Annotated in this window: 17 protein-coding genes; 11 read left to right on the top strand and 6 right to left on the bottom strand. The window is 58.3% G+C overall.

Annotated elements, in window-relative coordinates; genetic code table 11:
- Positions 1-213: 213 nt before the first annotated feature.
- Entirely contained in the window at positions 214-1,776 is a 1,563-nt protein-coding gene (gene norR / locus ACZ9BE_RS19270; RefSeq protein WP_056790187.1) for a nitric oxide reductase transcriptional regulator NorR, read from the bottom strand.
- A gap of 164 nt (positions 1,777-1,940) precedes the next feature.
- Between norR and hmpA the strand changes: the two genes are divergently transcribed.
- The 10 genes from hmpA to ACZ9BE_RS19220 all read left to right on the top strand — a co-directional run bounded on the left by hmpA (position 1,941) and on the right by ACZ9BE_RS19220 (position 10,966).
- A complete protein-coding gene (gene hmpA, locus ACZ9BE_RS19265; protein WP_460142328.1) occupies positions 1,941-3,122 on the top strand; it encodes an NO-inducible flavohemoprotein in 1,182 nt (393 codons plus the stop codon).
- 222 nt (positions 3,123-3,344) lie between these two features.
- Positions 3,345-3,854, top strand: coding sequence for a disulfide bond formation protein B (locus ACZ9BE_RS19260; RefSeq protein WP_041479949.1), 510 nt, complete (start codon positions 3,345-3,347; stop codon positions 3,852-3,854).
- 827 nt (positions 3,855-4,681) lie between these two features.
- Positions 4,682-5,623, top strand: coding sequence for a ubiquinol oxidase subunit II (cyoA, locus tag ACZ9BE_RS19255; RefSeq protein ID WP_024014231.1), 942 nt, complete (start codon positions 4,682-4,684; stop codon positions 5,621-5,623).
- Between the two features lie 3 nt (positions 5,624-5,626).
- Complete coding sequence (cyoB, locus tag ACZ9BE_RS19250; RefSeq protein WP_041479948.1) at positions 5,627-7,657, top strand: cytochrome o ubiquinol oxidase subunit I; 2,031 nt, start codon at positions 5,627-5,629, stop codon at positions 7,655-7,657.
- Positions 7,658-7,660: 3 nt separating this feature from the next.
- A complete protein-coding gene (gene cyoC, locus ACZ9BE_RS19245; protein ID WP_016773303.1) occupies positions 7,661-8,284 on the top strand; it encodes a cytochrome o ubiquinol oxidase subunit III in 624 nt (207 codons plus the stop codon).
- Positions 8,284-8,619 (top strand): cytochrome o ubiquinol oxidase subunit IV, encoded by a 336-nt coding sequence (gene cyoD / locus ACZ9BE_RS19240; RefSeq protein WP_011335842.1) that lies wholly within the window; start codon positions 8,284-8,286, stop codon positions 8,617-8,619. The genes cyoC and cyoD overlap by 1 nt, the downstream gene beginning before the upstream one ends.
- A gap of 10 nt (positions 8,620-8,629) precedes the next feature.
- On the top strand, positions 8,630-9,517 hold the full coding sequence (gene cyoE / locus ACZ9BE_RS19235) for a heme o synthase (RefSeq protein ID WP_016773305.1): 888 nt from the start codon (positions 8,630-8,632) through the stop codon (positions 9,515-9,517).
- Between the two features lie 115 nt (positions 9,518-9,632).
- A complete protein-coding gene (locus tag ACZ9BE_RS19230) occupies positions 9,633-9,977 on the top strand; it encodes a toxin (RefSeq protein WP_476249823.1) in 345 nt (114 codons plus the stop codon).
- Positions 9,974-10,288 carry a helix-turn-helix domain-containing protein gene (locus ACZ9BE_RS19225; protein ID WP_041479944.1) on the top strand — a complete coding sequence of 105 codons (315 nt, stop codon included), beginning with the start codon at positions 9,974-9,976 and terminating at the stop codon, positions 10,286-10,288. The genes ACZ9BE_RS19230 and ACZ9BE_RS19225 overlap by 4 nt, the downstream gene beginning before the upstream one ends.
- 186 nt (positions 10,289-10,474) lie before the next feature.
- Entirely contained in the window at positions 10,475-10,966 is a 492-nt protein-coding gene (locus ACZ9BE_RS19220; RefSeq protein WP_016773306.1) for a RidA family protein, read from the top strand.
- Positions 10,967-11,438: 472 nt separating this feature from the next.
- Here the strand turns inward: ACZ9BE_RS19220 and ACZ9BE_RS19215 are convergent, their stop codons facing one another.
- Positions 11,439-12,140 carry a hypothetical protein gene (locus ACZ9BE_RS19215; protein ID WP_016773307.1) on the bottom strand — a complete coding sequence of 234 codons (702 nt, stop codon included), beginning with the start codon at positions 12,138-12,140 and terminating at the stop codon, positions 11,439-11,441.
- Positions 12,141-12,274: 134 nt separating this feature from the next.
- Positions 12,275-13,201, bottom strand: a complete 927-nt coding sequence (locus ACZ9BE_RS19210; protein ID WP_476249822.1) for a LysR family transcriptional regulator — start codon at positions 13,199-13,201, stop codon at positions 12,275-12,277.
- A gap of 102 nt (positions 13,202-13,303) precedes the next feature.
- Between ACZ9BE_RS19210 and ACZ9BE_RS19205 the strand changes: the two genes are divergently transcribed.
- Positions 13,304-14,476: an aspartate aminotransferase family protein gene (locus ACZ9BE_RS19205; protein ID WP_095181696.1), complete on the top strand. Its 1,173-nt coding sequence runs from the start codon at positions 13,304-13,306 to the stop codon at positions 14,474-14,476.
- Between the two features lie 123 nt (positions 14,477-14,599).
- Here ACZ9BE_RS19205 and ACZ9BE_RS19200 read toward each other — a convergent pair whose 3' ends face one another.
- From ACZ9BE_RS19200 to ACZ9BE_RS19190, 3 genes are all read right to left on the bottom strand, one after another.
- Positions 14,600-16,519, bottom strand: a complete 1,920-nt coding sequence (locus ACZ9BE_RS19200) for an alkaline phosphatase D family protein (protein ID WP_323620563.1) — start codon at positions 16,517-16,519, stop codon at positions 14,600-14,602.
- Positions 16,520-16,590: 71 nt separating this feature from the next.
- Entirely contained in the window at positions 16,591-17,325 is a 735-nt protein-coding gene (locus ACZ9BE_RS19195) for a hypothetical protein (protein WP_071173532.1), read from the bottom strand.
- A gap of 100 nt (positions 17,326-17,425) precedes the next feature.
- On the bottom strand, positions 17,426-17,791 hold the full coding sequence (locus ACZ9BE_RS19190) for a hypothetical protein (protein ID WP_016773311.1): 366 nt from the start codon (positions 17,789-17,791) through the stop codon (positions 17,426-17,428).
- Positions 17,792-17,823: the final 32 nt, after the last annotated feature.

Raw genomic sequence — 17,823 nt, 5'->3', positions numbered from 1 at the left:
TCTTTCACGTCAGTGGAATTCTTCAATATCCCCCGATCAGTCCCCTCTCCCAGAGGTAGAGGGGGCCGACGGAGGTGTCTGGCGTTTTACACCGACCTGAACGACCGAGTCGATTATGGATTCGGAAGAAATCTTTCACGTCAGTGGAATTCTTCAATATCCCCCCATCAGTCCCCTCTCCCTCTGGGAGAGGGCTAGGGTGAGGGTGTGCTTTTAGCTCTTCATGCCTAGTCGTTTGGCCATGCGCCCCAGATTCGCCCGATCCACCCCCAACTCCCGCGCCGCACTTGCCCAGTTATCCTGATGACGCTCCAGCGCTGCACCGATCAACCGCCGCTGAAACTCATCGGTGGCACTGCGCAAATCACCACCGATCATCGGCATCACGTTGACCAAGTCAGCATTGGCAGGCGCAACCACGTTATCCACAACCTCACGCGGCAAATCCAGATCCGCCGCGCTCAGACTCAAAATCTTCGGCCGCACTTTGCAGTTACCCAGCGCCTTCAGCGCACTGCGCCCGATCAAATGCTCCAGCTCCCGGACATTCCCCGGCCAGGTGTAGGCCAGCAGCGCTTCCTGAGCATCACTGTTCAAACGCAGACTATTGAGGCCCATGCGCGAGCGGTTCTGTTCCAAAAAGAAGCCACTGAGCAGCAACACATCACGCCCACGATCGCGTAGCGCCGGCACCCGCAGCGGATACACGCTCAAGCGGTGATAAAAGTCGGCACGGTAGCGACCGCTGCGCACTTCCTCGGCCAGATCGCGATTGGTCGCTGCAATCAGACGCACATCGACCTGATGCTCCTTGTCCGAACCCAGGCGCTGCAACTGACCGCTCTGCAGCACGCGCAGCAACTTGGCCTGGACCGTCAGCGACAACTCGCCGACTTCATCGAGAAACAGCGTGCCGCCATTGGCCAGTTCGAACTTGCCACGCCGATCGCTGGTGGCGCCGGTGAAGGCGCCGCGCACGTGGCCGAACAGTTCGCTTTCCACCAGCGTGTCGGGCAGGGCGGCGCAATTGAGGCTGATGATCGGTTTGTCGGCGCGCGCGGAGGCGGCGTGGATGGCTTGGGCCACGAGCTCTTTGCCGACCCCGGTTTCGCCGGTGATCAGAACAGTCAGATCACTGCCGCCGACCAGATTGATTTCTTCCACCAAACGTTTATGCGCCTTGCTCTGGCCGATCATTTCGCGGTGCTGCTGGCCGCTGGCCTGACGGTAGACCTCGGCGCGCTGATGCTCGTCTTCGGCGCGGGTGGCCAGACGTTCGATGCGTTCGGCGGCGTTGACCGTGGCCGAGGCGAGGCTGGCAAAGGCTTGCAGGGCGTCGAGTTCGATCGGCTCGAAACGCTCCGGGTCCAGCGCGTCGAGGGTGATCAGGCCCCAGAGTTTTTCATCGACGAATAAAGGACAGCCGAGGCAGTCGTGAACTTCAAGATGATCGTCGAGGCCATCGACTAAACCGTCATAAGGATCGGGCAAGTCGCTGTCGGCGGCAAAACGCGTCGGCCCGGCGCCGGCCAGCAGAATTTCGAAGCGCGGATGCTCGCTGACCTTGAAGCGGCGGCCGAGGGTATCCGTACTCAAACCATCCACCGCCAGCGGCACCAATGATTCGCCATCCAGACGCAACAACGCGGCGGCATCGCAGGGCAACAAGGCGCGCATGGCCTCGAGCAAACGCCGGTAGCGCTCACCCTCGGGCAGTTCGCGGGAGAGGTCGGCGACCAGAGGCAGCAGGGCGGTAAGCAAGGATTTGGCGGTCATGATTTTTGTAGTCAAAGAGACAAGGTGTAGTCGCGATGACTATACGTTCATTTGTGTCGAAATGACTATGAAGGTTTCAAGCTATTGAATTTAAAAGATTAATTAGTTGGCATGAAAGCTGATATCCCTAAGGCAATCTTTCCAGAAAGCCCAGGAGTCACCTTATGCTTAGCGTCCAGGATCGTGCCATCATCAAATCCACCGTGCCTCTGCTGGAAAGCGGCGGCGAGGCGTTGATCACGCATTTCTACCGCATGATGCTCTCCGAATACCCGCAGGTGCGCCCGCTGTTCAACCAGGCGCATCAGGCCAGTGGCGATCAGCCGCGTGCCTTGGCCAACGGCGTGCTGATGTACGCCCGGCACATCGATCAGCTCGACCAGTTGGGCGATTTGGTAGCCAAGATCATCAACAAACACGTCGCCCTGCAGATCCTGCCGGAGCATTACCCGATCGTCGGCACCTGCCTGCTGCGCGCCATTTCCGAAGTGCTCGGCGAAGAGATCGCCACGCCTGAGGTGATGAGTGCCTGGGGCGCTGCGTACGGGCAACTGGCCGACATCCTGATCGGCGCGGAAACCGCGATCTATGACCAGAAGGAACAAGCGGTCGGCGGCTGGCGCGGTGCGCGTGAATTCATCGTCGCGGCGAAGGTGCAAGAGAGCGCGGAAATCACCTCGTTCTACTTCGAACCGGCGGACAAAGGGCCGATTCTTGCGGCCGAACCGGGTCAGTACATCGGCATGAAGCTGATGCTCGACGGCGAAGAAATCCGTCGCAACTATTCGCTGTCGGCACTGGCCAACAATGGTCAGTACCGCATCAGCGTCAAGCGTGAACCGAACGGTCGCGCGTCAAACTACCTGCATGATCAACTGCACGTCGGCTCAAGCATTCAGCTGTTCCCGCCGTCGGGCGAATTCACCCTGGCGGCCAGCGACAAGCCGCTGGTGCTGATCAGCGGCGGCGTCGGCATCACCCCGACGCTGGCGATGCTGGAAGCAGCGCTGGCCACCGAACGTCCGGTGCACTTTATCCACTGCGCGCGCAATGGCAGCGTCCACGCATTCCGTGACTGGGTCGATGGGCTGGCGGCGCGTCATCCGCAGCTCAAACGCTTCTATTGCTACGCCGAAGAAGATGGCGTCAGCCCGGCGGCGGACAAGGTTGGGATGCTCAACCAGGAGCTGCTCGGCGAGTGGCTGCCGGCGCAGCGTGATGTCGATGCTTACTTCCTGGGGCCGAAAGGGTTCATGGGCGCGATCAAACGGCACCTGAAAGCGTTGGGCGTGCCGGAGAAGCAGAGCCGTTACGAGTTCTTCGGCCCGGCTGCTGCTCTGGAGTGATCCGAGACCGCCTTGTCTCGTTCGCGAGCAGGCTCGCTCCCACCGGATTTGCGTTCGACGCAGATCCATTGTGGGAGCGAGCCTGCTCGCGAATCTTCTGCGCGCCGCGAAGCCATGTTGGTTAATCATTCCTTAACCGCTCTATCGTTTATTGCCCCGGTGTAGACTTGCGACAATTTCAGCCGCCGGCCGGCTGGACCATGGACTTACAAAGGAAAGGCAATGAGCGAGGAAACGATGCGGTTGGGGCGTGAGCGGCGCTATCTGGTGTTGCTGGGGATCATCTGCCTGGCGTTGATCGGTGGCGCACTTTACATGCAGGTCGTGCTCGGCGAAGCACCTTGCCCACTGTGCATTCTGCAGCGCTATGCACTGTTGCTGATTGCAGTGTTCGCGTTCATCGGTGCGGGCATGCGTAGCCGTCGCAGCATCACCGTGTTCGAGACACTGGTAGTGATCTGTGCGATTGCCGGGGCCGGTGTGGCCGGGCATCACGTCTATACGCAGTTCTATCCGGCGGTGAGTTGTGGCGTCGATGTGCTGCAACCGATTGTCGATGATCTGCCGTTGGCGAAAATTTTCCCGCTGGGCTTCCAGGTCGACGGTTTCTGCTCGACGCCGTATCCGCCGATCCTCGGCCTGTCGCTGGCACAGTGGGCGCTGGTGGCGTTCGTGCTGGTGGTGATTCTGGTGCCGTTGCTGACCTCGCGTAATCGAAAAGCGCTGCGCTGAGTCAACTTCTCGGCAGAGCTGCCGATAAACAAAACGCCCCGATTTTCGTTGATGAAAATCGGGGCGTTTTGCATTTCAGAGCGTTTGTGAAAACACCGTGACGAACGGCAATGAAGCGTGCGGCAAATGTGCGACATGTTGTCACACAGGGGCTGTCGCAAGGACTCGGGAAGCGGCGGATCGGCCGCCTGTTACATAAAAACATTGGCCAGTTTTAGTGTTTTCGGGCTTGAGCACGGACGTACCAGAGCAGGCAGTTTTAACAGGCGCCGGCAGATGGACGAAGCCCTTGGAACATCGGGCTTTGCGCCGCTCCAGCGTTTGTAGATCGAGTGCAGAGCTGTCTGATTTGAGGCGGTTACGCTGGCAGATTTTGCCGCTTTTATTGAGAAACGCTTTCGATAACTTGCGCAACTTTTGCAAAAATGGCGATGGATTGTTGCTCTGAGTGATAAAAATTATTTCGGGATAAGACATGGTGTATAGGGCGCTACCTATCTACAATCGCCCGCACTGAATTCCCGACGCTGTTCAGCCTTTATCAAGGAACTGATCAGGAGGTCGGGTGTCGAGCGAGCCGCGAGGCTTTCGAGACACCCTGGTGTCGGTGCCTTTCCAATTTTCCGCACCAAATGGAATTGGTCTGTAACAAGGCCTTTGACCACGAATTCGAATAAGAACTGAACGCTGTCCCAAGGTTTTGTCGAGCGTGAGACGCGCGACGGGCGGCCCTTATTCAATCCAAAGAAAATGCCAACCCTTGGCAGGGTGAAGTGTTGGCGATCAAAACCCAACTGCATTGCGCAAGCTGCTTTAGAGGTCGTGAGATGAGTAAAAACAGGTACCCCAGATTACTAGGCCTAGTGCCGCTGCTCGGCACGTTGTTGCTGGGAGGCTGCAACATGACCTTGCTCAATCCAACGGGCCAGGTCGGCCTGGAACAGCGCAACCTGATCATCACCGCCACGCTGCTGATGCTGTTGGTCGTCGTGCCGGTCATCGTCATGACCTTCCTGTTTGCCTGGAAGTACCGCGCTTCGAACAAGAACGCCGTCTACACGCCGAAGTGGTCGCACTCGACCAAGATCGAAGTGGCCGTCTGGACCATCCCGGTGCTGATCATCATCGCCCTGGGCTACATCACTTACATCTCGACTCACGAGCTGGACCCGTATCGTCCGATCGAGTCTGACGTCAAGCCTGTGACCATCGAAGTCGTTGCGCTGGACTGGAAGTGGCTGTTCATCTACCCGGAACAAGGCATTGCCACGGTCAACAAGATCGTGTTCCCGGCACACACGCCAATCAACTTCAAGATCACCTCCGACGCCGTGATGAACTCGTTCTTCATCCCGGGCCTGGGCGGCCAGATCTACGCGATGGCGGGCATGCAGACCAAGCTGCACCTGATCGCTGACCGCAACGCTGAAATGGACGGTATCTCCGCCAACTACAGCGGTGCCGGTTTCACCGGTATGAAATTCAAGGCTATCTCCACCACTCAGGAAGATTTCGACGCCTGGGTAAGTGAAGTCAAGAAGTCGCCTAAACAGCTTGATCAGGCTGAATACGCGGCCCTGGCCAAACCGAGCCAGAACAACCCAGTCGAACTCTACTCGTCGGTCACGCCGAACCAGTTCCAGATCATCGTCGACAAGTACGAAGGTATGAAGCCGGGCAAGCCGCTGAAGCACGAGAAGAAAGAGAAAGAAGTGGCGGCCACGGATATTGACGCGGGTTCGCATTCAGCTGCCGGGGCAGAGGAGTAAACGATGTTTGGTAAATTAAGTTGGGAAGCAGTCCCATTCCACGAGCCGATCGTGATGGTGACCATCGCCATGATCGCCCTCGGTGGTCTGGCGCTGTTCGCTGCGATCACTTACTTCAAGAAGTGGACGTACCTGTGGACCGAGTGGCTGACTTCGGTCGACCACAAGAAAATCGGCGTGATGTACATCATCGTCGCCATGGTCATGCTGCTGCGCGGCTTTGCCGACGCGATCATGATGCGTACCCAGCTGGCCATGGCCACCGAGGGTTCGCCTGGCTACCTGCCACCTGAACACTATGACCAGATCTTCACCGCTCACGGTGTGATCATGATCATCTTCATGGCGATGCCATTCTTCACCGGCCTGATGAACCTTGCAGTGCCGCTGCAGATCGGCGCGCGTGACGTTGCGTTCCCGTTCCTGAACTCCCTGAGCTTCTGGCTGCTGGTGTCCGGCGTTGTGCTGATCAACCTGTCCCTGGGCGTCGGCGAGTTCGCCAAGACCGGTTGGGTTGCGTATCCGCCGCTGTCGGGTCTGCAATACAGTCCTGGCGTGGGTATGGATTACTACATCTGGGCGCTACAGCTATCCGGATTGGGTACGACGTTAACCGGGGTCAACTTCCTCGCGACCGTACTGAAAATGCGTACCCCTGGCATGAAACTGATGGACATGCCGATCTTCACCTGGACCTGCACCTGGGCAAACGTTCTGATCGTGGCTTCGTTCCCGATCCTGACCGCTACCCTGGCACTGCTGACCCTTGACCGTTACATGGATTTCCACATTTTCACCAATGAACTTGGTGGCAATCCAATGATGTACGTCAACCTGTTCTGGGCCTGGGGCCACCCTGAGGTTTACATCCTGATCCTGCCGGCATTCGGCATCTTCTCGGAAGTGATCTCGGCGTTCACCGGCAAGAAACTGTTCGGCCACCACTCGATGATCTACGCCTCGGGCGCGATCTCGGTACTGGGCTTCATGGTCTGGCTGCACCACTTCTTCACCATGGGTTCGGGTGCGAGCGTCAACGCCTTCTTCGGTCTGGCGACGATGCTGATTTCCATCCCGACGGGTGTGAAGCTGTTCAACTGGCTGTTCACCATCTACCAGGGCCGTCTGCGCTTCACCAGCCAGGTAATGTGGACACTGGGCTTCATGGTGACCTTCGCCATCGGCGGCATGACCGGCGTACTGCTGGCCATCCCGGGTGCTGACTTCGTGCTGCACAACAGCCTGTTCGTGATCGCGCACTTCCACAACGTGATCATCGGCGGTGCGGTATTCGGTTACATCGCTGGCTTCGCGTTCTACTTCCCGAAAGCGTTCGGCTTCAAGCTGCACGAAGGTTGGGGTAAAGCAGCGTTCTGGTTCTGGATCTCGGGCTTCTTCGTCGCGTTCATGCCGCTCTATGCACTGGGCTTCATGGGCATGACCCGTCGTCTGAACGCCACCACCAACCCTGAGTGGGTACCGTACCTGTACGTTGCCATGTTCGGTGCGGTGATGATTGCTGTGGGTATCGCCTGCCAACTGATCCAGCTGTACGTCAGTGTGCGCGACCGCAACAAGCCAGAGAACGTTTGCGATCACGGTGACCCGTGGAATGCACACACCCTGGAATGGTCGACCTCGTCGCCACCACCGTTCTACAACTTCGCTGTGCTGCCTAAGGCTGACTGCATCGACCCGTTCACCGAAGCCAAGGAAAACGGTACTGCGTACCAGCGTCCGGCCAAGTACGAGCCGATCCACATGCCGAACAACACCGCCACTGGCGTGGTGATGGGCGCGCTGTTGACCGTCTTCGGTTTCGCGATGATCTGGCACATCTGGTGGCTGGCGATCGCGAGCCTGGTGGGCACCGTCGTTTACTTCGTGATCCACGCTGCACGTGACGACCAGGGCTATATGGTTCCGGTTGAAACGATCGAGCGTATCGAAGCCGAGCAGCACAAGCGTCTGGTCGCGGCAGGGAAAATCCCGGCCAATGCCACCCGTGTTGAAACCTCGTTGGAACAGGCTTAAACCATGTCGAACTTAGTGACCAATGTTGGACACGCCCATGGTGACCATGGGCACGATGACCATCACCACGACTCGGGCGAGATGACCGTATACGGTTTCTGGCTCTACCTGATGACCGACTGCATTCTGTTTGCGTCGATCTTCGCGGTGTACGCAGTACTGGTAAACAACGTTGCCGGTGGCCCGTCGGGCCACGACATCTTCGAACTGCCTTACGTGCTGGGCGAAACCGCTCTGCTGTTGTTCAGTTCGATCACCTACGGCTTCGCCATGCTGGCGTTGTACAAGGGCAAGAAGCAGGCGGTCCTGGGCTGGTTGTTCATGACCTTCCTGCTCGGCGCGGGCTTCATCGCCATGGAGATCAACGAGTTCCACCTGCTGATCTCCGAGGGCTTCGGTCCTAGCCGTTCGGGCTTCCTGTCGGCGTTCTTCACCCTGGTCGGCACCCACGGTCTGCACGTTTCGGCCGGTCTGATCTGGATGGGCATCATGATGTATCAGGTCAACAAGCATGGCCTGACGTCGACCAACAAGACCCGTCTGAGCTGCCTGAGCCTGTTCTGGCACTTCCTGGACGTGGTCTGGATTTGCGTCTTCACCGTTGTTTACCTGATGGGGACTCTGTAATGGCTAATGCACACTCCCATGACAGCCACGATGCTGGCCACGGCAGCGTCAAGTCGTACGCCATCGGCTTCATCCTGTCGGTAATCCTGACCGTCATTCCGTTCGGTCTGGTGATGTACCCGACCCTGCCGAAGTCGACGACGCTGGCAATCGTTCTGCTGTTCGCAGTGATCCAGGTAATCGTTCACCTGTATTACTTCCTGCACCTGGACCGTTCCATTGCACAGCGTAACAACGTGATCGCATTCGTCTTTACGGCGATTGTGATCGTGCTGCTGGTTGGCCTGTCGCTGTGGATCATGTTCAGCATCCACACGTACATGATGGCGAAGTGAGGTAGACCCGATGTCGCTCAAGCACTTTATCCAAATCACCAAACCGGGGATCATTTTCGGTAACGTGCTTTCTGTGGCAGGCGGGTTCTTCCTGGCCTCGAAAGGGCATGTCGATCTGGCGGTGTTTCTGGCCGCCATGATCGGTACTTCCCTGGTCGTGGCCTCCGGTTGCGTGTTCAACAACTGCATCGACCGCGACATCGACCTGAAGATGGAACGCACCAAGAACCGTGTACTGGTCCAGGGCCTCATCTCCCTGAAACTGGCCCTGGTTTACGCGACCATTCTGGGTGTTCTCGGCGTTGCCTTGTTGTACAAGGTGGCCAACCCGTTGGCTGCCTTGTTCGCAGTAATCGGCTTCATCATCTACGTCGGCTTCTACAGCCTGTACCTCAAGCGCAAGTCGGTTCACGGCACGCTGGTGGGCAGTCTGTCGGGCGCCATGCCGCCAGTGATCGGTTACGTTGCCGTGACCAACAGCTTCGACATGGCCGCACTGACCCTGCTGGTGATGTTCAGCCTGTGGCAGATGCCGCATTCCTACGCCATCGCGATTTTCCGTTTCAATGATTACCTGGCCGCATCGATTCCGGTGCTGCCAGTGAAACGCGGCATTCAAGTGGCGAAGAAGCACATCCTGCTCTACATTCTGGCGTTCCTCGTGGCGACCTTGATGCTGACCTTCAGCGGCTACGCTGGCATGAGCTACCTCGCCGTCGCCGCCGCCATGGGCATGTACTGGCTGTACATGGCCTGGACCGGCTACAAGGCAGTTGATGACACCGTCTGGGCACGCAAGCTGTTCGTGTTCTCGATCTTCACCATCACTGCGTTGAGCGTCATGATGTCCCTGGACTTCAAGGTGCCGACAGAGCTGTTGCTGACGTACGCGCCGTAAGGTTTGCAAGCTTCAGGAAAAACCCCGCACGTTGAGAGATGTGCGGGGTTTTTTGTTTATTCGAGCAGCGATTTGTTGATAGGCTGTCTATAGTCAAGCTGCTTATAGTTTGGCTATGCGAACAATCTTTTTTAAAACAACGATATTTACCAAAAGCGTTGGCCGCTATCTGACGGACGACGAATATCGAACATTGCAGAACTACCTTCAGAGCAATCCGCTTGCGGGCGATGTAATGCCTCGAACGGGTGGCTTCCGTAAGCTGCGCTGGGCTGATTCTCGCCGTAGCAAGGGAAGACGGGGCGGCTTGCGGGTTCTCTACTATTGGCTTATGAATGATGGTCAGTTCTGGATGTTCGCCATTTACGACAAAGATGAGCTTGAGAAGCTGACTGCCGAGCAAGAGAGGGCACTCAGGACAGCCATTGATAAAGAGTTGAAAAAACGAGGTACCCCATGAAAAAACGCGACCTGTTTGCAGAGTTAATGCAGGGCGTTGATGAGATGGCGGCTCAACGCGAGGGCAAGATCACACTGCGCAATACAGTGCTTGAGGACAAGCCTGTACCTGAAGTGGGCGCACAGGAAATTGTTGCTCTTCGAGAAAAACTGCATATGTCTCAAGCTGTTTTTGCCAGTCGAATCAGGACAAGTCCAAACACCCTTCGAAATTGGGAGCAGGAAAAGTCGAAGCCCAATGCTCAAGCAGCCTTATTGATACGACTGGTTGAAAAATTTCCAGATATGGTTGAGCGCTTGAACACTGTTTGAGCGCCGCTGAAGACCAGCTTGTGGTCCGGGGCATCCGAAAGGTTTAGGGCCTTTTGTTCCATCTACGCTGGTTGCACAACTTAGGCAAACGCCATAGATTTGGATCCAACCCCGACAGTAGTAGCTCCAAGCCATCTCCGGTGCTCGACTGTCTTAACACGTGCATTGATCAAAAGGCTGGGCGCAATGACCGAACGGATGACCTGCGATGAGCGTTTTATCGCCCTGGCCGAAGAACTCAACTATGACATCTATGGCGAGAACACCGCCGGTGGCAATTACGCGCCGCTGATCCGTCATCACGACGAGCTCTACATCAGCGGCATGGTGCCGCGGGTCAATGGCAAGATCCTGTATCCCGGTCGCGTGGGGCTGGAATTGAACCTCAAGGATGCGCAAGCCGCGGCGAGCATCAGCGCCATGCGTTGCCTGGCGCTGATTGTCGATGCGGTGGGTTCGCTGGACAAGATTCGTGCGTTGTTGCGGGTCACGGTGTATGTGAAGTCGACTGCTGACTTTGTGGACCTGAGCGAAGTGGCCAACGGCGCTTCGGATGTGTTCAGCCATGTGCTGGGCGATGCCGGGCGGCATACGCGCACGACCATCGGCGTGTATCAGTTGCCGAAGAATGCGGCGATTGAAGTGGACATGATTGCGGCGTTGCATCCTTCGGCTTGAGGGGGGGGGGGGGGGGGGGTAGCGGTTTGCCCTCACCCTAACCCTCTCCCGGAGGGAGAAGGGACTGACTGAGGGGCTCTCAAGATATACGCCGACCTGAAATACCGAGCCGAACTCAGGTTTGAAAATCACAAAAGTCGGCTCCCTCTCCCTCGGGAGAGGGGACTGACTGAGGGGCTTTCAAGATATACGCCGACCTGAAATACCGAGCCGAACTCAGGTTTGAAAATCACACAAGTCGGCTCCCTCTCCCTCGGCAGAGGGGACTGACTGAGGGGCTTTCAAGATATACGCCGACCTGAAATACCGAGCCGAACTCAGGTTTGAAAATCACACAAGTCGGCTCCCTCTCCCTCGGGAGAGGGCTGGGGTGAGGGGCGACGATTTTCGCCTCCTCACGAATCACAAGCCGGACAACAAAAAGCCCCGCCTGAATCTCAGTGCGGGGCTTTTTCGTACAGCGGCTGCGCTATTACTGCGCCGCGATACTGTAACCATCAAACGCCGTCTGCTGCTGCAGCGCGGTGATGATGTTCTTGCGGTTCACCGCCTGTTCGGTACCGGCGTTATCGACGAAGGTTTCGCTTTCCAGCTCGGCTTCATCGCCTTCACCCACGAAAGTGAAACCGAGGAATTCCAGTGCCTCACGATCTACGTTCAGACGCGAACGCGGGGTGCGCATTGGCAGGGTCACGCTGGCGCCGTCCTTGCTGATGGTGAAGATTTCCACTTCTTTCTTCTTCGCAGCTTTGCTCTTGCCGCCGCTCGGATTGCTGATCGCCTGATGGGTCTGATTCAGCACCTTCAGCGCCAGGCCATAGACGATTTCCTGAAATGCCGGATCGTCCTTGAAGCTGGACAGAATGCGTCCGATCGAGAACTTGCTGCTCAGGTCTTCCAGCGCGGCAATATCGGCTGCCTCGGCGTCTTTCAGGCGCTTGAGTTCGCCCATCAGCTCGTACGCCTTGTCGTCATCAAAACTGTCATGCGCCTGACGGATCGCCGCACGCAATTCGCGGATCTGGTCGCTTTCGCGGGTCGACTGGAACGCGTCCAGGACCATCTCGCTGATGATTTTGGCTTGAGGCAGGTGTTGTGAAAGATTGATGGAGTTTTCGTATTCCGCTTTGGACGACTGGGTGACTACGGATTCAGCGGTGTTGAAATCGGACATTGAAATTTCACTACTTTTTAACTTGAGTTGAGGCGAGAAAGCACGAGGTCTTTTTCAGGCCGACTAATTTAGGGGAGCGGGGCGGCGTTGTCACGGAGCAACGGTCTGGTGGTCGGGATTTTTCCCGGCGTGCGTTATTTTCCGGGCATGGCGTCAGCGGGTTTCCCCCACGTACGCATCGCAAACTCGACAAAGCGTCTCAGCTTCGGCAGTCGATAGCGATCCTGCGCATACAGCAGATGCATCGGCCTGCTCGGCGGTTGGTAGTCCGTCATTACCCTGACCAGTTTGCCGTCGCGCAGATCCTGTTCCACCAGCGCGTCGGGCAGCATCATGATGCCCATGCCGTTGCGCGCTGCCTGGTGCAAACCGGCGGAGCTGTTGATCAACATCGGCCCGCTGACGTCGACGAGGACTTCACCTTCCGGGCCGCTCAGACGCCAGCGTTTTTCCACCGATTGCCAGTCATCCCCAGCCGGGTAGGCGAAGGACAGGCAATCGTGTTGCTGCAAATCCTGTGGCGTGTGCGGCATGCCGCGCCGCGCGATGTAATCAGGGGAGGCGCAGACCGTCAGGGTGTAGTCGATCAAGGGCCGGGCGATCAGGTTGGATTGGTCGAAATTGCCCAGGCGGAATGCGACATCGAGGCCGTTCTCCAGCAGATCCGGACGGCTGTTGGTCAGCACCACGTCGAGTTTCACTTGCGGATACAGCAAGGAATATTCGCTGAGCGCCGGGGTCAGTCGTTCGACGCCGAAGGTCAGCGGCGCGGTGATACGCAGCAAACCGCGCGGCTCGTCCGACGCTTGTTCGGCAAGGCGTTCGGAGTCGGCCACTAGGCCAAGCACTTCCAGGCAGCGTTGATAATAGACGCTGCCGAATTCGGTCAGGCGCTGGCGGCGCGTGGTGCGTTGCAGCAGTTGCACGCCGAGCCGTTGCTCCAGCGCGCGCAGATGATTGCCCACCATCGTCGTCGACATTTCGCACTTCGCAGCGGCGGCCGTCATGCTCCCGGTTTCGACCACTTTGACGTACACGCCCATCGACTGAAACAAATCCATTATCAAGCTCGGCTTTTAAATGATTGAAGTTTTTCCGGGTTTATCCAGCTCAGGTGGCTAACCATACTGCAAATACACCGACCTGCAATGGAGTTTCACGTCATGACCGCCGCCCTGATGAACACCTACCAACCACTGGCCCTGAGTTTCACCAAGGGCCTGGGCACGCGCCTGTGGGATCAGGCGGGGCGCGAATATCTGGACGCTGTTGCCGGTGTGGCAGTGACCAACGTCGGCCACTCGCATCCGCGCATCGTCGCGGCGATCAGCGAGCAAGCGGGGCTGCTGCTGCACACCTCAAACCTGTACAGCATCGACTGGCAGCAACAACTGGCCAAACGGCTGACGGTGTTGTCGGGCATGCAGCGCGCGTTCTTCAACAACTCCGGCGCCGAAGCGAACGAAACGGCGCTGAAACTGGCGCGTCTGTACGGCTGGCGCAAAGGCATCGAGCAGCCGCTGGTGGTGGTCATGGCCAACGCGTTTCATGGCCGCACCCTTGGCACCTTGTCCGCCAGCGATGGCCCGGCGGTGCGGCTGGGCTTCAACGAACTGCCGGGGGACTTCGTCAAAGTGCCGTTCGGCGATCTCGCCGCGCTGGAGCAAATACAGCGCAAACACGGCGCGCGCATCGTGGCGATTCTGGTCGAGCCGATTCAGGGCGAAAGCGGCGTACAAGTCGCACCGCCGGGTTATCTCAAGGCCCTGCGCGACCTGTGCAATCGCCACGCGTGGCTGCTGATGCTCGATGAAATCCAGACCGGCATTGGCCGTACTGGGCAGTGGTTTGCATTTCAGCACGAAGGCATCGTGCCCGATGTCATGACCCTGGCCAAAGGCTTGGGCAATGGCGTGCCGATCGGCGCCTGCCTGGCCCGTGGCCGGGCGGCCGACCTGTTCACCCCGGGCAGCCATGGCAGCACTTTCGGCGGCAATCCGCTGGCCTGCCGGGTCGGCTGCACGGTGCTGGACATCATCGAAGAACAAGGTTTGCTGGAGAATGCGCGGGTGCAGGGCGCACGGCTGCTGGAACGCTTGCGCGCCGAATTGGCAGACAACCCGAACGTGCTGGCAATCCGGGGGCAGGGCCTCATGATCGGTATCGAACTGAAACAACCGGTGCGCGACCTGACGCTGATCGCTGCGCGGGATCACGGCTTGTTGATCAACGTGACTCGTGGCAAGACCATCAGGTTGCTCCCGCCGCTGACGATTGATGAGCGCGAGGTGGGGATGATTGTCAGAGGGGTTGGGCGGGCTCTGGCCGCACATTGATTGGTCTGCGCAAAACCCTGTGGGAGCGAGCCTGCTCGCGAAAGCGGTCGACTATTCACAGTAGATGTCGACTGAAATTGCGCCTTCGCGAGCAGGCTCGCTCCCACAGATCAGCGCATGGCTTTAGTCCGGCACATCTTTAAACTCCGGCGCCAGCATCCTCGTCTTCTCCGCCCCATTCGAGTTGTGCTGAACAATCTCGCTCGGCTGCCCCTGTTCATTGAAAAACACCTGTCCGATCCCCGCCGAATTCCACAACCGTTCCCCGGCCTCGGCATGTTCCGGCGTATACGGGACGATGCGCATCAGGCGGCGTTTGGTGAACCAGTTCAATGGCGAGCGCGGTGAGTAGAGCCAGCGGTTGAGGCGGTCGAACCATTCCAGCAGCGTTGGTGGGAATTCGTTCTTGATGCCGCTGCTGGTGATCTGCCAGATCCGTGGGCCGGCCTTGCGGTGGCGGATCAGGACTTCGTAGACGAAGGAATAATGCACATCGCCGGACAGCACCACGTAGTTTCCGGGTGTGCGCGAGTGTCGGAAAATGTTCAGGATCACCTGCGCCGCGCCGCGATGGGCCATCCAGTTTTCCGCGTCGACCAGCAGCGGATAACCGCACCAGCTGAACACTTTCTGCACGGTTTCAATCAGCTTCACGCCAAAGATCGGCGCCGGCGACACGATGATCGCCGAAGGGTGATCGAGCAGTTCCTGTTGCAGTTCGCTCAAGGCTTCCCAGTCGAGCAGGCCCGACGGTTGCTTGAGGGCCATCTCGCTGCGCCAGCGCCGGGTGCGCGTATCTATCACCACCAGTGCCGGACTGCTCGGCAACACAAAATGCCACTGCTGAAAACGCAGCAACTGATCAATCAGATCGTCCTGCACCGGCATGTCCAGATAGCCGTCGTCACCGCTGGCGCTCAGTTGCGCGGTCTGCTCCAGCACGTCCTTGAAGGCATCAGGATTGTTGCCCCAGCCCTGACACAACAGATAAGCAATCAGCGCGTTGCCGATGATGCGTTTGGAGAACGGATGGCCGTAGGCGGTTTCCTCCCATTGCGCGGAGAGATTCCAGTCATCGGTGATGTCGTGATCATCGAAAATCATCAGGCTCGGCAGATGCGCCAGTGCCCGCGCGACATTGCCCAGGCCCGCCTTGAAGGCATCGATGCGCGTCTGCTCGAGGTTGTAGCGCTTGCGGCGTTCCGGCGTCAGCGTCGGCGCGCTCGGATTGATCAGCGACCACGGCGTCGGCGACCACACCAGCATGTACATGGCCATGACTTCGGCGAACGTCACGAGGTGATTGTCGGCACTGCTGCTGGTGAAAATCGGCTTACGCGCGCCACCGAAAAATCGCTCGCGCAAGGTCTCGTTGCTCTCTAGCGCCGGTAACAAATCCGCACGGTGGTAGTAGCTGGCCGGGTGTTGGTAGAGCTTGGCGCTGTCGCTGACCACGGCACCGTCAAGGTGCTCATCGAACAGACCCAGACGCTCGATCAAGGCATGAATCGCCCGCAGCATCGGCCCGGCAACATCGTCGGCATAGACCTGATCACCACTCATCATCAGCAGCGCCGGACGGTGTTGCGCATCGGCTTCGTCGGCCAGCAATTGATCGACGCAGAGCAAACCGTCGGTTGCCGGATGATGCGGCTTGCGGCAGGAGCCGTGGAGCAATTGGTCGATCCGCGAACGCACTACGAGGTTCGCGCAGCTGGCACCAGGGTAAAGCAGATGAGGCGCCCACTCAGCCATACCGATGGCGTCGTCGATCAGCAGGTCGTAAGCGATAAACGTGTCGCAGGGCAGGGCGCTTTCAAGCTGAACGTCTATCAGATGCACGAACGCATGACGGCCTACGGCAATGACCGTGCATTTCTGCGAGTCGAGCGGAATATCTCCTACACCTTGCAGGCGCAAGGTCAGCGACAGTTCACGCGAGCCCACCAGCCACAGCACCACGCGCGTCGGCTCCAGCCGCCGCAGCAACGGACCGGCCAGTACAGGAGGCAGCGAGATCAGGTCATCAGGTGTTGAAAACATTGAGGGCAAAGTTCAAGGCGCACAGGCCGGCGATGATAGCGCAGCCGGCGCCCTGATCCCTTAAATCAGCCTTAAGAGTCGGCTTTTTGCAGTTTCAGCGCCAGCAGACGCCACTCCCCAGCCGTCGCATCAACCCGTGGCAATTCCTGCACGGAGCAATCGAAACGGTAGGTGACATCGTCGCCATTCATGTTGCGCGCAGTTACGCTGTTGCTGAAGCTGTAGACCTGATCCTTGTAGCGATGACTGACCAGCGCTTTGCTGTCAGCAAAACGCGCCGAAGCGGGATAACGCAGGGTGCTGGTGACAAACGGGCTGCACATGACATACGCGATCATCGACTTGTCGGCCTGTGCGTCGCCGCGCAACTTCTTGTTCAGCGCGGCGAGGGCCATGCGACCCTCGTAGTCGCTTTGATTCAGCACCGTCTGTACCGCCATTGATTTCGGTGCCCGGCTGACGTTATTCGGCAACAGTGCGGAGTCCGGGGGGGAAGGCTTGTCATCCGCTTCGATGGCAGCAAAAACCGGCGCATCTTTCAGTTCGGTGGCGGGCGTGACTGCCTCGGCTTCAGGCAGTACAGAGGTCGACTCGACGACTGGCGTGTTTTGCGCCTGCGCCTCGTGATCGAACGACGAAGGAAACAGCGAAAAGGTGATCGACAACATCACCAGCCCGACAATGAACCCACCCGCCGCGCCAACGATGTTGCCGTAGAAAATGTTCCAGCTGCCGCGGTTCTTCACCACCCAGCGCCACATGAAACCCCAGACAGCGACGAACGCCAGAAAACGCAAAAACTCCATTTGATCCTTTCCTTACCTTTCAACAATCCAAGCGCGGCGCGAGACGATCAGCGAGCCCCAACGATGCGCGGCAAGATAGCAAAATAGACGCGCCGTCCGGCTACGGTTGCGGAAAATAATTCGCCGCCAGAAAAATCAACGTGACCATGCCGGCGGCAACGCCACAGGCGCCCGCGAGCAGTTGACGTGCAACCGGATGCGCCGGCTGTCGACGCTTGGCGATCCACAACCACACACCCGCCAGAACGCCCGCGCTGGTCATGAACACCACCAGGCTGTTATGCAGTCCCGGCGCTGCCATGGTGGTGCCGAACAGACCGTCATAAAGCAGTGTGAAGACAATGCCCGCCACCACGGCGCTGCCCGCTCCGGCGAGGTTTGCCAACAACAGATTCCAGTGCCCGCGCTGTCGCACCACCCAGAACCACATTGCCGCCATGACCACTAAACACAACACAGCATCCATCGGATTTCTTTCCTTGCCACGAGACAGAGGCG

The organism is Pseudomonas sp. TE9122, assembly GCF_056278925.1.
The sequence above is the reverse complement of the archived record's forward strand: the minus strand, read 5'-3'. Positions and strand labels throughout refer to the sequence as shown.

What these genes read in the sequence shown, in the direction of transcription:
- ACZ9BE_RS19225 (WP_041479944.1), top strand. Translation starts at nt 9,974, where the DNA reads ATGAAAAAACGCGACCTGTTTGCAGAGTTAATGCAGGGCGTTGATGAG.
- ACZ9BE_RS19205 (WP_095181696.1), top strand. Translation starts at nt 13,304, where the DNA reads ATGACCGCCGCCCTGATGAACACCTACCAACCACTGGCCCTGAGTTTC.
- ACZ9BE_RS19210 (WP_476249822.1), bottom strand. Translation starts at nt 13,201, where the DNA reads ATGGATTTGTTTCAGTCGATGGGCGTGTACGTCAAAGTGGTCGAAACC.
- hmpA (WP_460142328.1), top strand. Translation starts at nt 1,941, where the DNA reads ATGCTTAGCGTCCAGGATCGTGCCATCATCAAATCCACCGTGCCTCTG.
- cyoC (WP_016773303.1), top strand. Translation starts at nt 7,661, where the DNA reads ATGTCGAACTTAGTGACCAATGTTGGACACGCCCATGGTGACCATGGG.
- cyoA (WP_024014231.1), top strand. Translation starts at nt 4,682, where the DNA reads ATGAGTAAAAACAGGTACCCCAGATTACTAGGCCTAGTGCCGCTGCTC.
- ACZ9BE_RS19260 (WP_041479949.1), top strand. Translation starts at nt 3,345, where the DNA reads ATGAGCGAGGAAACGATGCGGTTGGGGCGTGAGCGGCGCTATCTGGTG.
- cyoD (WP_011335842.1), top strand. Translation starts at nt 8,284, where the DNA reads ATGGCTAATGCACACTCCCATGACAGCCACGATGCTGGCCACGGCAGC.
- cyoB (WP_041479948.1), top strand. Translation starts at nt 5,627, where the DNA reads ATGTTTGGTAAATTAAGTTGGGAAGCAGTCCCATTCCACGAGCCGATC.
- cyoE (WP_016773305.1), top strand. Translation starts at nt 8,630, where the DNA reads ATGTCGCTCAAGCACTTTATCCAAATCACCAAACCGGGGATCATTTTC.
- ACZ9BE_RS19215 (WP_016773307.1), bottom strand. Translation starts at nt 12,140, where the DNA reads ATGTCCGATTTCAACACCGCTGAATCCGTAGTCACCCAGTCGTCCAAA.
- ACZ9BE_RS19230 (WP_476249823.1), top strand. Translation starts at nt 9,633, where the DNA reads ATGCGAACAATCTTTTTTAAAACAACGATATTTACCAAAAGCGTTGGC.
- ACZ9BE_RS19200 (WP_323620563.1), bottom strand. Translation starts at nt 16,519, where the DNA reads ATGTTTTCAACACCTGATGACCTGATCTCGCTGCCTCCTGTACTGGCC.
- ACZ9BE_RS19220 (WP_016773306.1), top strand. Translation starts at nt 10,475, where the DNA reads ATGACCGAACGGATGACCTGCGATGAGCGTTTTATCGCCCTGGCCGAA.
- ACZ9BE_RS19190 (WP_016773311.1), bottom strand. Translation starts at nt 17,791, where the DNA reads ATGGATGCTGTGTTGTGTTTAGTGGTCATGGCGGCAATGTGGTTCTGG.
- ACZ9BE_RS19195 (WP_071173532.1), bottom strand. Translation starts at nt 17,325, where the DNA reads ATGGAGTTTTTGCGTTTTCTGGCGTTCGTCGCTGTCTGGGGTTTCATG.
- norR (WP_056790187.1), bottom strand. Translation starts at nt 1,776, where the DNA reads ATGACCGCCAAATCCTTGCTTACCGCCCTGCTGCCTCTGGTCGCCGAC.